Raw genomic sequence first — 13,243 nt, forward strand, 5'->3', positions numbered from 1 at the left:
GGCATAATGAAAGAAAACAACCTACAAGGTATAGGTTGTTTTTATTTCTTTTACTCTTCTTCTGTATATCGCTCAAATTTAAGATGTTCATGAATAATTTCTTCTAACGCCATTCCCACTGGTTTATGTGATGCTGGTTTTGCTACTAATGGTGCACGGCGCGCGTTTTCTTTAATTTCACGAGCTCGTTTCGATGATACGGTCACTAACGTATATTTTGAATCTAACTTATCCATTAAAGAGTCAATTGATGGGTATAACATATTATTCGACCTCCACAAGTTGTTTGTATTTTTCAATAAGTCGTTCTCGCTTACAATGTTCCGCAACGACGATAGCTTTAATCCGCTCAACCGCTAATTCTACTTCGTCATTTTCAACGACATAATCATATTTTTTCATCATTTCAATTTCTTCTTTAGCGACTGTCATTCTTTTGTCAATGATTTCCGCTGTTTCTGTGCCACGACCTTGGATTCGCTTTCGGAGCTCAGCTAAGCTTGGTGGCATCAGAAAGATAAATACTCCTTCTGGAAACCGCTCTCTCACTTTTAACGCTCCTTGCACTTCGATTTCTAAAATAATATCTGTTCCTGCCTCTAATGTTTGACGAACATAGTCAATTGGTGTGCCATAATAATTCCCAACATATTCAGCCCATTCTAATAGTTGATTTTTCTCAATCATCGTTTCAAATTGTTCACGCGATTTAAAAAAATAGTTCACACCATCTTCTTCTCCGGCTCTTGGTGAACGTGTTGTTGCGGAAACTGAATATTGAATATCTGTATTTTCTTTCCGAAGTGCCGCACAAACCGTCCCTTTTCCTACTCCGGCTGGACCTGACAGCACTATTAGTAAACCTTTTTCTTTCTTCATATGTACCTCCATTATATAAGCCACATGACTTTAAGCTTCGTCTGCACCATCCTCTTTTGTTGTCAACCGTTGAGCAACCGTTTCAGGTTGGACTGCACTTAAAATAACATGATCACTATCTGCTATAATTACTGCTCTTGTTCTCCGACCATATGTAGCATCAATCAGCATATTTCTGTCTCTTGCTTCTTGAATAATTCGTTTTATTGGTGCGGACTCAGGACTTACAATTGAAATGATTCGATTAGCAGAAACAATATTCCCAAACCCAATATTGATTAATTTAATATTCATGAAAATTTCCCCCATTAGGTGAGCGCTCCTACAACTCCCACTATTTTTGCCATTCTATAATTACTATATACGAAAATTCGTTCGAGCACTAGCGGGAATTCTCGTTTTATTCAATATTTTGCACTTGTTCTTTAATTTTCTCTATCTCACTCTTTAATTCTACTACTTGCTGACTAATATGTATATCATTTGCTTTTGAACCTATTGTGTTTGCTTCCCGATTTAATTCTTGAACGAGAAAATCTAACTTTCTTCCAATCGGTTCATCTTCATGTAAGATGACAAGAAACTGTTGGCAATGCGACGTCAATCTTGTTAGCTCTTCATCAATATTTGATTTATCTGCAAATAAGGCCACTTCTGTTATGACTCTCGCCTCATCCATGTCAAGTTGTCCCTCTACTGCATCTTTTATTTTCTTATACAGTTTTTTTTCATATTTTGACACAATCGTTGGTGCATACTCTTTTAGTTCATCGACAATGAAAGATATTTTTACAATTCTTTTTTTCACATCATCACACAACACAGAACCTTCTTCTTGTCTCATATTTACAAGCTGAAGAAGGGCATTTTCAACCGCTTCTACAATAGTAGCTTGAAGATGGGTAGATTCATTTTCCTTTTCAATCACTTCCACAACATTATCTTGAAATAAAATCGTTTCTAGTAGCTTCTCTTTAGCTACCCCTGTCTTATTCATCATTTCGTCCGCCACTTTTGTATACTCTTTCACTAGCGACCAATCTACTTTTACTGATTTTGTCACCAACTCTTCTCCATCAATTCCGATGTAAAGCTCTATTTTCCCTCGTTTTATTTGTTCTTGAACTCGTTTTTTTATCCGGTCTTCGATTTGTAAAAATTGTCGAGGAATTCTGATTGTTATTTCGGAAAAACGATGGTTAAAAGACCGTATTTCAACAGTGACTTTCCCACTTTCACTAGATACAGAAGCTTGACCGTACCCTGTCATACTCTTTACCATACTTATCACATCCACTTTCTCTATTCTAACCAATTTTACCATTTGCAACAAGTAGAAGAAAGAAGAGCGTTTTTTCAACAGCCATTTTGTTATTGTTATTGGGGAAAGTTGCTGTATGCACTGAATTGGCATCCAATATGTACAAGCAGGGGTGAAACTAAGACAAAACGCCTTTGAGAATCCAAGTCTCTAAGGCGTTGTATTGTCTCTTTTTTCAAATCCATTATTTTTTTAGTAGTCTGAACCCACCTAATGCCACAGTTGGAATAGCAGCCATTCCAAGAATTAACAACCACTCTCTTCCTGTCAAACTTGTTGTATGGAAAATCCCTTGAAGTGGTGGGTAATAAACAACGACCAACATTAAAAGTATGGATGATAACACAGCAAATACAAGATAAATATTTTCAAACGGATTTCGATGGAAAACCGAGTACTCACTGCGACAATCAAACACATGAATGAGCTGGGCCATTACTAATGTCACAAATGCGACCGTCTGTGCTTTCATTAAATCATTTGGATCCGCATTTAGGGTAACCATAAAGGCGACTAGTGTAACAATCCCAATCATAAATCCACGGCTTATAATTTTCCATGCTAGCCCTCTAGCAAACACACCTTCATTTGGACTACGCGGTGGTCTTTTCATGACATCACCTTCTGCTTTGTCCATTCCAAGAGCCATTGCAGGTAATCCATCTGTTACTAAATTAATCCATAAAATTTGAATGGCTACCAATGGCAGTGGAAGACCTAACATCATAGCAAATAGCATGACAAGAATTTCACCAACATTTGAGGCAAGCATATAGCGAATGAATTTTCTTATATTTTCATAGATATTGCGACCTTCTTTAATAGCAGCTTTAATCGTAGCGAAATTATCATCACTTAAGATTAAAGAAGAAGCTTCTTTTGCTACATCTGTTCCTGTAATCCCCATGGCAATCCCAATATTCGCTGCTTTAATTGCAGGAGCATCATTCACACCATCACCTGTCATTGCTACAATATGACCTTTTGCTTGCAGAGCCTTTACAATTTTCAACTTATGTTCAGGCGATACCCGCGCATACACGTACACATCATCAACAATTTCTTCTAAATCTTTCACACTTAATCTAGATAAGGTTTGACCATCTAACACTTTTCCTCCCTTTGGAAGAATACCTAATTGTGTGGCTATCGCTTTAGCCGTTATTACATGATCACCCGTTATCATAATCGTTTTTATTCCTGCTTGACGACACTCACGAATAGAGTCACGGACTTCTTCTCGTGGCGGGTCAATCATACCTTGCAATCCAATAAACGTTAAATTTCGTTCCACATCTAATGTTTGTTCTATCGATTCCCCAGCTTTAATCGGTCGATATGCAATCGCAATTGTTCGTAAGGCTTGGCTTGCTAGTGTCGTAATCGCCTCATTTACTCTATCAAGATGACGAGACGTTAATGGTTCCATTTTTTCAGCATAGACGATGTCTGTACTATTCGATAATATGACATCTGGTGCACCTTTTGTAATCGCGTATAATTGACCTTTTTTATCTTTTACAATGACAGTCATCATCTTTCTCGTCGATTCAAACGGAAATTCTTTTACAACGGTAAACTGACTTTGAATTTCCTCGTCTTTTATCCCCGCTTTCATCGCAGCAACTACAAGTGCCCCTTCAGTCGGATCACCGTCAAGTTGATATGTCGTTTTTGCTTTTTTTAAAACCCCGTCTTTTTCCTTCTTTACTTTAATTGAAGCATGGTTACATAGCTTTCCGTAAACAAGCAATTGTTGCAGTGTTCGATTTGACTCTACTTTTACTTTCTTTCCTTCGTAGAGAAAGTCACCAACGGGCTCATATCCTGTTCCTGTAATATTCCATGTTTTTCCTCCAGACCAAACATGAGTAACGGTCATTTTATTTTGTGTTAATGTTCCTGTTTTATCTGAACAAATAACAGAAGCACAACCTAGTGTTTCAACCGCTGGTAGTTTACGAACGATGGCTTTTCTTTTAATCATTCGTTGAACACCAAGGGCAAGTGCAACTGTAACAATGGCCGGAAGTCCTTCTGGAATTGCTGCCACCGCTAAAGAGACCCCAGCTAAAATCATCGTATACACATCATGACCTTGTATTACACCGATAATAACAACAAGTGCGGTTAACATTAGTGCAGCTACAATTAATATTTTCCCTAATTGCTCTAATTTACGTTGAAGTGGGGTCACTAATGTTTCTGTTGATTGTAACAGGTGAGCAATTTTGCCCATTTCTGTTTTCATTCCTGTTGCGACAATGACTCCGATTCCATTTCCTTGTGTAACCATTGTCCCCATAAAAGCCATATTTTCTTGATCCCCGACTTCAATCGTATCACCTTTAATCGAATCGACGACTTTTTGAACAGGTACAGATTCTCCAGTAAGAGAAGACTCTTCTATTTTAAGGCCGCTTGCTGAAACTAAACGTATATCTGCCCCAATTCGATCTCCACTTGCTATTTTCACAACATCTCCTACAACAGCTTCACTCGATAGGATTTTGACCCATTGTCCTTCTCGAAGCACAACCATTTGCGGGGCGGATAATTCTTTAAGTGCTGCTAATGATTTTTCAGCCTTTCTCTCTTGGACAAATCCAAGAACTCCATTTAATAATACAATGACCATAATGGTAATGGCATCAATATATTCCCCTAGTAATCCCGATATCAATGTTGCCGCGAGTAATACAAGAACCATAAAATCTTTAAACTGATTTAAAAACACGAATAGGGCTGAAGGTTTATCTCCCTCATCTAATTTATTTTCTCCATATTGTTTAAGTCGTTTTTCTGCCTCCTTTTTTGTTAAACCTTTTTGCATGTGAGTTCCTGTTGATCTTTCGACCTCATTAATCTCCATCTCGTACCATTTCATGCCCACACCCCATATCTTACTAGTAAAATCATTTAAACAACCTATACAAGCCATCTTATTCAAGCACGTCCTAAAAAATGCTATACTGTTAATTGAACGCAAGTTTTTTATAGAAAGGTGATCTTTATGTCTTTTGATGGACTCATAACACGAGCAATTACCGAAGAGTTCCGTTCTCTTTTTGAAACAGGTAGAATTTCAAAAATATATCAACCTTATAAAAATGAGATCATCCTTGCGATACGGGCGCAAGGTCAAAATTATCAACTATTACTTTCAGCAAACCCGAGCTTTTCGCGCGCTCATATTACAATGGAAAAGTATGAAAACCCAAAAACCCCTCCCATGTTTTGCATGTTGCTTAGAAAACATTTAGAAGGGGCGATTATCGATAAAATTGAACAAGTAGAAATGGAACGAATCATCATTCTCCATATAAAAGGAAAAGATGAATTAGGTGATATCAGTCAAAAACAACTGATTATCGAAATCATGGGCAGACATAGTAATATTATTTTAGTTGATTCGACTACGAGAAAAATAATAGACAGTATTAAACATGTTTCACTTTCACAAAGCAGTGTCAGAACGGTCTTACCTGGTCAACCGTATGAGTTTCCTCCTCCACAAGAGAAACTTGATCCTTTTACCATTACAAAAGAAGAGTTTCAACAAAAACTAGACTTTAATCAAGGTAAACTTGATAAGCAAATCGTTGACCGCTTTTCTGGCATTTCTCCTCTAGTAGCTAAAGAAATTTATGCACGAGCTGGGTTGGCTAACCGCCAAACCCTTACTGATGCCTTCTTTTCTGTCATTGACCCACTAAAGGAAAAAAAGGTTGTTCCTCAAAAAATTACAGTCGCAGATAAGGAATACTTCTCCATTATTCCGATGACTCATCTTGGTGGGAATGTCCAAACCTTTGAATCGGTTAGTTTACTTCTTGACAGATTTTATTACGGAAAGGCAGAAAGAGATAGAGTAAAACAACAAGGACAAGACATCGAACGATTTATTCGAAATGAGTGGCAAAAAAACAATAAAAAAATTAAAAAGCTTGAACAAACGTTACAAGAAGGAGAAAAAGCAAATAAGTATCAACGCTTTGGTGAACTGCTTACTGCCAATTTACACGTTGTAAAACGTGGGGATACAACTGTTGAAGTTGTTGACTATTATGATGAAAACAGCGGTACGATAGAAATCAAACTTGACCCGTTGAAATCTCCTTCAGAAAATGCCCAGCAGTTTTTTCGAAAATATAACAAAGGAAAAAATTCAATTGCAGTTGTCCTTGAACAAATTAAACTAGCAAAAGAAGAAATGTCCTATTTTGAGCAACTGATTCAACAAGTGGAATCTGCTTCCCCTAAAGATATTGAAGAAATACGCGAAGAATTAGTGGAAGGTGGGTATTTACGGAAACGCCGAAACGACGTTAAAAAGAAAAAGAAAGAGGATAAGCCACAACTTGACCGTTATGTATCGTCAACAGGATTAGAAATTGTGGTAGGAAAAAATAATAAACAGAACGAATATATTACTAACAAATTAGCAAGACAAGATGAACTATGGTTTCATACAAAAGATATTCCAGGTTCACATGTTGTCATCCGTAGCACGACTGTCGATGAGAAATCGATTATGGAAGCTGCGCATTTAGCTGCTTATTTTAGTAAAGCGAAACATTCTAGTTCTGTACCCGTCGATTATACAAAAATTCGGCATGTTAAAAAACCAAACGGAGCAAAGCCTGGCTTTGTCATTTATGATAATCAAACAACCGTTTACGTGACTCCTGATGAAGATCTTGTTGTTTCACTACGCATTTAACAGCCCAAGTAAAATAGTAATTACAATGTTTTATAAAAAAAGAAAGGGGAACTTCAGGATTGCACACTGAAGTTCCCCTTTCTTTTTTACTTCGTCATCCATGCTTCTGATGCAGGGTTTTCTCGCCATTGTTTTAATTTTTCAATTTGGTCATTTGTAATTTCATTTCGTTCTAATGACACTTCGAGCAATGCATCATAATCCGTTAATGTCACAGCCTCAATATTGGCATTTTGTAAATTTATTTGGCCTGATTCAAGTCCGTATGTAAAAATTGCAACGACACCAACAACCTCAGCACCTGCCTCACGAACAGCTTCTGCTGCTGTCATTACACTTCCTCCGGTGGAAATTAAATCTTCAACAATCACCACACGGTCACCTTCATTAATCACACCTTCAATTTGATTGCCTTTTCCATGACCTTTTGATTTACTACGTATATAAGCCATCGGTAATTCCATTCTTTCACTGACCCATGCTGCATGAGGAATCCCCGCTGTTGCTGTGCCAGCGACTACATCGACTCCATCAAAATGCTGTTCAATTAATTGAACAAGACCATCTGCAATCGCACGACGCACATTTGGGTAAGATAATGTTAAGCGATTGTCACAATAAATCGGTGATTTTAATCCAGAACTCCAAGTAAATGGGTCATTCGGCTTTAATGCGACAGCCTTTATATCTAATAAATGAGAGACGATTTCTCTTTTCATTCACTTTCACTCCATTCCTTTTTCACATTTTCATAAGCTTCGGCGGGGTTTTCGGATTTCGTTATCGTTCTCCCTACAACAATCCCCCAACTTCCTAATTCTCTTGCTTGTTTTGGTGTTGTTACACGTGTCTGATCCCCTATATCATCACCTAGCAATCGTATACCTGGAGTAACTGTTACAAAAGAAGAAGAACACACTTCTTTAATTAACGGAACTTCTAGCGGAGAACAAACCACACCATCTAAACCACTTTGTTCCGTTAGAGCAGCATATGATTTCACCGTGTCTTTGAGAGACCCAGGAATTCCTAATTCTGAATTCATCATTGTCTCAGATGTGCTTGTTAATTGAGTCACTGCAATAAGCGCTGGCCGTTTTTGCCCAGATGTTGTTCCTGCCTCTAATCCTTCTCTTGCTGCTATCATCATTTTTGAACCACCGGCAGCATGCACATTAACAATATCCACTTGTTGCTTAGCTAATACTTTCATGGCATGATGCACTGTATTAGGAATATCATGAAGCTTTAAATCTAAAAAGATATGATGTCCCGCTTCTTTTAACTTTTCGAGGAAGTTTGGACCTAAGCTATAAAATAACTCCATTCCCACCTTCACAAAAAGCGGTTTCCATTGAAAATGTTGCAAAAACGAAAATACAGCTTCTTCACTTGCAAAATCAAGTGCTATAATAATTGGCCTGTCCATTTATTTCCAACTCCCTCCAGTTAATTCGGAAATATGGCTCACATTCATTTCATCTAATAACGCTGGCAATTGGTCGATAATAGTTGGACAAACAAACGGGTCAACAAAGTTAGCTGTACCTACAGCAATTGCGCTTGCTCCCGCTAAGAAGAATTCAATGACATCTTCTGCGGATTCAATCCCACCCATTCCAATAATCGGGATTGATACAGCTTGGCTTACTTGGTGAATCATTCTAATGGCAACAGGTTTGATAGCCGGACCTGATAATCCTCCTGCTCCATTAGCTAAAATCGGTTTGCGTGATTTTCGGTCAATTCTCATGCCAAGTAATGTATTAATCATCGATAGACCATCTGCTCCTGCTTCTTCTACTGCTTTTGCCATCGTTACAATATCAGATACATTCGGTGATAATTTTACATAAACCGGTTTTTCAGATACTTCTTTTACTAACCTTGTTAATTGGGCAGCCACTTCAGGCATTGTCCCAAAGGCTATTCCACCTTTTTTCACATTTGGGCATGAAATATTTAGTTCAAGTGCCGCCACGTTTTTCGCCGTTGAAATTCGCTTCGCCACTTCGATATAATCTTCCATTTCAGACCCTGCGACATTGGCAATAATCGGAACATCATATTTTTCGAGCCACGGTAATTCTTCTCCCATAATCTTATCAATTCCGGGATTTTGTAAGCCAATTGCATTTAACATTCCTGCCGCTGTTTCAGCCACTCGAGGGGTTGGATTACCATATCGTGGTTCAAATGTTGCAGCTTTTACTGCAATAGCTCCGAGAACGGATAAATCATAAAACTGGGCATATTCTTTTCCAAATCCAAAACATCCAGATGCAGGCATGATTGGATTTTTCATCGATAAGCCTGGTAATTGCACTGCTAATTGACTCATAAAACCACCTCGCCTATCGGAAATACAGGACCATCTGTACAAATTTTCTTATATGCGGTTCCTTCTGGGTCATTTTGCAAATGGCATACACAAGCAAGACAAGCCCCAATTCCACAGCCCATTCTTTGTTCTAATGATAAGAAACCACGTCTGTCTTTATAATTGGCTTCTAATGCTTTTAACATGGGGTTTGGTCCACAGGAATAAAGAACATCAAAATTAAGTTTTTGTTGAGCAATCACATCGGTAACAAAACCTAAGGTACCATGAGTTCCGTCAACAGTCGATACATATGTATCACCTAATGCAGAAAATTTCTCTTCATAAAACACGTCTTTCTTTGATGCAAATCCTAACACATGAATGACCTTTACCCCTTTTGCCTTTAATTGTTGAGAAAGATAGTAGAGAGGAGGAACCCCAATTCCCCCACCTACTAATAACGCTGTTTCTCCTTTTGACACGGCTTCCACTGGAAAACCAGTTCCAAGAGGCCCTAATAAATCTACTTCTTCTCCTTGTACACGTTCACTCATTAATGTGGTCCCTTTACCTTCAGCACGATATAACATCGTCAGTTGTTGTTTGGCTTTATCAACATGACAAATGCTTATCGGACGACGTAAGAGCGGGTCGATCCCTCGGTCTACTTTTACATGAACAAATTGACCAGGTTGCTCCATTTCTTCAACTAATGAACCTTCTAATACGAGTTCAAAAATGGAATCGGCGATTTGTTCTTGAGAAACTATCGTTAACATATCTCTTCTCAATTGGATTTCCCCCTTAATTCATCACTGGCATACTTTCAGATGCAAAGGTAATGGACTCTAGTACTTTTAATAATGCCTCTGCTGTATCTAATGAGGTTAAACAAACAACTCCATTTTCAACTGATTCGCGGCGAATACGGAAGCCGTCACGGGCAGGTTGCTTTCCTTTTGTTAATGTATTAATAACAAATTGTGCTTCACCGTTACGAATCACATCTAATAAGTTTGGTGTTGCATCTCCAATTTTATTTACAACTGTCACTGGAATCTTTTCTGCTTGGACAAGACTTGCTGTTCCCTCTGTCGCTAAAACATTAAACCCAATGCGGTGGAAGCGGCGAACAAGCGCTAACGCTTCTTCTTTATCTTTATCAGCTATTGTAAATAATACCGACCCATGCTTTGGAATTTTCATTCCTGACGCAATTAACCCTTTGTAAAGTGCTTTTTCTAATGTGTAGTCCCGCCCCATTACTTCTCCTGTTGATTTCATTTCTGGTCCTAATGTAATATCAACACGTCTTAATTTTGCAAATGAGAATACCGGCACTTTTACAGACACTTGCTTTCCTTCTGGATGATATCCCGTTTCAAATCCTAATTCAGGTAGTTTTTGTCCTAGGATAGCTTTTGTAGCAATATTCGCCATCGCAACACCTGTAATTTTACTTAAAAACGGTACAGTTCGACTTGAACGCGGATTAACTTCAAGAACATATACTTCATTATCATGAAGAACAAATTGGATATTGAGTAAGCCGACAATACGAAGACCACGCGCGAGTGCAATTGTTCGGTCAATAATTTTTGCTTTTACTTCTTCAGACAATGTTTGTGGTGGATAAACCGCAATGGAGTCACCAGAGTGAACACCAGCACGCTCAATATGTTCCATAATCCCTGGAATATAAACTGTTTCTCCATCAGAAATCGCATCGACTTCAATTTCTTTTCCTGTTAAATAACGGTCAATTAACACCGGATGTTTCGGATTCACTTTAACTGCCGTTTCCATATAATTTAATAACTCTTCTTCTTGGTAAACGATTTGCATCGCACGTCCACCTAAAACATATGACGGACGAACTAAAACCGGATAGCCGATTTCATTAGCAATCGTTACAGCTGCCTCTACAGAAGTCGCCGTTTTTCCTAATGGTTGAGGAATAGAAAGCTGTTGCAATGTATGTTCAAATTTATCACGGTTTTCTGCACGGTCCATATCTTCAAGTGCAGTTCCTAAAATTTTTACGCCTCTCTCTTGCAAGTCGGCTGCTAAATTAATCGCCGTTTGACCTCCAAATTGTACGATGACTCCTTCTGGTTGTTCTTGGCGAATAACATGCATCACATCTTCAATCGTGAGCGGTTCAAAATATAATTTATCTGATGTACTGAAATCAGTTGAGACTGTTTCTGGATTATTATTTATAATAATGGCTTCATAACCAGCTTCTTTAATCGCCCACACCGTATGAACAGTAGCATAATCAAACTCAATGCCTTGTCCAATTCGAATAGGACCCGAACCTAAAACTAATATGCTCTTCTTCTCTGTAATGACAGATTCATTTTCCTCTTCATACGTCCCGTAATAATAAGGTGTAGCCGATTCAAACTCAGCAGCACACGTATCGACCATTTTATATACCGGCATCATTCCATGTTGTTCACGTAAGGTAAAGACCTCAAGTTCTGTCATGTCCCATTGATTAGCAATAAACGCATCCGCAAAGCCACGCTCTTTCGCTTCTTGTAATAGTTCAACATTTTGCTTATTTTCTTTTAATGTTTTTTCGAGTAATACAATTTTTTCAAGTTTTTGTAAAAAGAATGGATCAATTTTACTTAATTCCCAAATTTGTTTCACCGTATAGCCTCGACGAAATGCTTCCCCAATAACGAACAATCTTTCATCGTCCGCTGCTGCAATTCTGCGGTCGATTTCGTCATTATCAAGCTGAGCCATCTCCTCCACTTGAATATGTGTGACGTTGGATTCAAGTGAGCGAACCGCTTTTAATAATGACTCCTCTAAGTTTCTCCCGATCGCCATAACTTCTCCAGTTGCTTTCATTTGTGTTCCTAGTTTACGATTAGCAGACTCAAATTTATCAAATGGCCAACGTGGGATTTTACTAACGACATAATCTAATGACGGTTCAAAACTTGCATATGTCGTTTGCGTAATTGGATTGATAATCTCATCTAATGCATAACCAACGGCAATTTTTGCTGCGATTTTTGCAATTGGATAACCCGTTGCTTTTGAAGCAAGAGCAGAAGATCGACTTACCCGTGGGTTCACTTCAATTAAGTAATATTGGAAACTGTCTGGGTCTAAAGCAAATTGAACATTACAACCACCTTCTATTTTTAACGCACGAATAATACGAAGGGCAGAGTTACGTAACATTTGGTATTCACGGTCTGATAGTGTTTGACTCGGTGCAAATACGATTGAATCTCCTGTGTGTACACCAACAGGGTCGAAGTTTTCCATATTACAAACCACAATCGCTTGGTCTTTTGCATCACGCATCACTTCATATTCAACTTCTTTAAACCCAGCAATGCTTTTTTCTAATAAACATTGGGTAACAGGACTATATTTCAATCCACTAGAAACCGTTTCAATTAATTCTTCTTCATCGTGAACGATTCCACCACCTGTACCACCTAACGTATAAGCAGGTCTGACAATAATCGGATATCCTACTCTTTCGACAAACTGATATGCTTCATCTAAGTTATGAACAATATCACTATCAGGAACTGGCTCTTGTAGTTCATTCATGAGAGTACGGAATAAATCACGGTCTTCCGCTTGTTTAATTGCATCTAGCTTTGTTCCTAATAATTCAATATTAAATTCATCTAAAATTCCTGACTCTTCTAACTCAACAGCCATATTTAGCCCTGTTTGTCCACCTAAAGTTGGCAATAAGCCATCTGGGCGTTCTTGACGAATAATTCGACTTACAAATTCAAACGTAATCGGCTCAATATACACTTTATCCGCCATAGTTGTATCTGTCATAATCGTGGCAGGGTTAGAATTAATTAAAATGACTTCATATCCTTCTTCTTTAAGGGCTTGACATGCTTGTGTTCCTGCATAATCAAACTCTGCTGCTTGTCCGATGACGATTGGACCAGAGCCAATCACTAATATCTTATTTATATCTGTTCGTTTTCCCACTTTT

At 38.2% G+C, this 13,243-nt stretch carries 11 protein-coding genes; 1 reads left to right on the plus strand and 10 read right to left on the minus strand.

Going from position 1 to position 13,243, the window contains the following annotated elements:
* Positions 1-50 precede the first annotated feature (50 nt).
* The 5 genes from rpoZ to T323_RS0116970 all read right to left on the minus strand — a co-directional run bounded on the left by rpoZ (position 51) and on the right by T323_RS0116970 (position 5,087).
* Positions 51-263 (minus strand): DNA-directed RNA polymerase subunit omega, encoded by a 213-nt coding sequence (gene rpoZ / locus T323_RS0116950; protein ID WP_026674336.1) that lies wholly within the window; start codon positions 261-263, stop codon positions 51-53.
* Between the two features lies 1 nt (position 264).
* Positions 265-879 (minus strand): guanylate kinase, encoded by a 615-nt coding sequence (gmk, locus tag T323_RS0116955; RefSeq protein ID WP_026674337.1) that lies wholly within the window; start codon positions 877-879, stop codon positions 265-267.
* A 30-nt stretch (positions 880-909) separates the two neighbouring features.
* Positions 910-1,173 carry an extracellular matrix/biofilm regulator RemA gene (gene remA, locus T323_RS0116960; protein WP_026674338.1) on the minus strand — a complete coding sequence of 88 codons (264 nt, stop codon included), beginning with the start codon at positions 1,171-1,173 and terminating at the stop codon, positions 910-912.
* A gap of 106 nt (positions 1,174-1,279) precedes the next feature.
* Positions 1,280-2,161, minus strand: a complete 882-nt coding sequence (locus T323_RS0116965) for a YicC/YloC family endoribonuclease (protein ID WP_026674339.1) — start codon at positions 2,159-2,161, stop codon at positions 1,280-1,282.
* Between the two features lie 223 nt (positions 2,162-2,384).
* Positions 2,385-5,087 carry a calcium-translocating P-type ATPase, SERCA-type gene (locus T323_RS0116970; protein WP_026674340.1) on the minus strand — a complete coding sequence of 901 codons (2,703 nt, stop codon included), beginning with the start codon at positions 5,085-5,087 and terminating at the stop codon, positions 2,385-2,387.
* A gap of 126 nt (positions 5,088-5,213) precedes the next feature.
* Here T323_RS0116970 and T323_RS0116975 point away from each other — a divergent pair, with 126 nt between their 5' ends.
* Positions 5,214-6,923 (plus strand): Rqc2 family fibronectin-binding protein, encoded by a 1,710-nt coding sequence (locus tag T323_RS0116975; protein WP_026674341.1) that lies wholly within the window; start codon positions 5,214-5,216, stop codon positions 6,921-6,923.
* Positions 6,924-7,009: 86 nt separating this feature from the next.
* Here the strand turns inward: T323_RS0116975 and pyrE are convergent, their stop codons facing one another.
* The 5 genes from pyrE to carB are packed head-to-tail and all read right to left on the minus strand — an operon-like array spanning position 7,010 to position 13,239.
* The gene (gene pyrE, locus T323_RS0116980; RefSeq protein WP_026674342.1) at positions 7,010-7,642 is read right to left on the minus strand and encodes an orotate phosphoribosyltransferase; all 633 of its coding nucleotides are present in this window, start codon (positions 7,640-7,642) and stop codon (positions 7,010-7,012) included.
* Positions 7,639-8,352, minus strand: coding sequence for an orotidine-5'-phosphate decarboxylase (gene pyrF, locus T323_RS0116985; RefSeq protein ID WP_026674343.1), 714 nt, complete (start codon positions 8,350-8,352; stop codon positions 7,639-7,641). The genes pyrE and pyrF overlap by 4 nt, the downstream gene beginning before the upstream one ends.
* Positions 8,353-9,264, minus strand: coding sequence for a dihydroorotate dehydrogenase (locus T323_RS0116990; protein WP_026674344.1), 912 nt, complete (start codon positions 9,262-9,264; stop codon positions 8,353-8,355).
* Positions 9,261-10,025, minus strand: coding sequence for a dihydroorotate dehydrogenase electron transfer subunit (locus tag T323_RS0116995; RefSeq protein ID WP_035179201.1), 765 nt, complete (start codon positions 10,023-10,025; stop codon positions 9,261-9,263). The genes T323_RS0116990 and T323_RS0116995 overlap by 4 nt, the downstream gene beginning before the upstream one ends.
* 25 nt (positions 10,026-10,050) lie before the next feature.
* A complete protein-coding gene (carB, locus tag T323_RS0117000) occupies positions 10,051-13,239 on the minus strand; it encodes a carbamoyl-phosphate synthase large subunit (protein WP_026674346.1) in 3,189 nt (1,062 codons plus the stop codon).
* Positions 13,240-13,243 lie beyond the last annotated feature (4 nt).

The organism is Alkalihalobacillus bogoriensis ATCC BAA-922, assembly GCF_000621445.1.
GTDB lineage: Bacteria > Bacillota > Bacilli > Bacillales > Bacillaceae_F > Bacillus_AO > Bacillus_AO bogoriense.

What these genes read in the sequence shown, in the direction of transcription:
- rpoZ (WP_026674336.1), bottom strand. Translation starts at nt 263, where the DNA reads ATGTTATACCCATCAATTGACTCTTTAATGGATAAGTTAGATTCAAAA.
- gmk (WP_026674337.1), bottom strand. Translation starts at nt 879, where the DNA reads ATGAAGAAAGAAAAAGGTTTACTAATAGTGCTGTCAGGTCCAGCCGGA.
- remA (WP_026674338.1), bottom strand. Translation starts at nt 1,173, where the DNA reads ATGAATATTAAATTAATCAATATTGGGTTTGGGAATATTGTTTCTGCT.
- T323_RS0116965 (WP_026674339.1), bottom strand. Translation starts at nt 2,161, where the DNA reads ATGGTAAAGAGTATGACAGGGTACGGTCAAGCTTCTGTATCTAGTGAA.
- T323_RS0116970 (WP_026674340.1), bottom strand. Translation starts at nt 5,087, where the DNA reads ATGAAATGGTACGAGATGGAGATTAATGAGGTCGAAAGATCAACAGGA.
- T323_RS0116975 (WP_026674341.1), top strand. Translation starts at nt 5,214, where the DNA reads ATGTCTTTTGATGGACTCATAACACGAGCAATTACCGAAGAGTTCCGT.
- pyrE (WP_026674342.1), bottom strand. Translation starts at nt 7,642, where the DNA reads ATGAAAAGAGAAATCGTCTCTCATTTATTAGATATAAAGGCTGTCGCA.
- pyrF (WP_026674343.1), bottom strand. Translation starts at nt 8,352, where the DNA reads ATGGACAGGCCAATTATTATAGCACTTGATTTTGCAAGTGAAGAAGCT.
- T323_RS0116990 (WP_026674344.1), bottom strand. Translation starts at nt 9,264, where the DNA reads ATGAGTCAATTAGCAGTGCAATTACCAGGCTTATCGATGAAAAATCCA.
- T323_RS0116995 (WP_035179201.1), bottom strand. Translation starts at nt 10,025, where the DNA reads ATGTTAACGATAGTTTCTCAAGAACAAATCGCCGATTCCATTTTTGAA.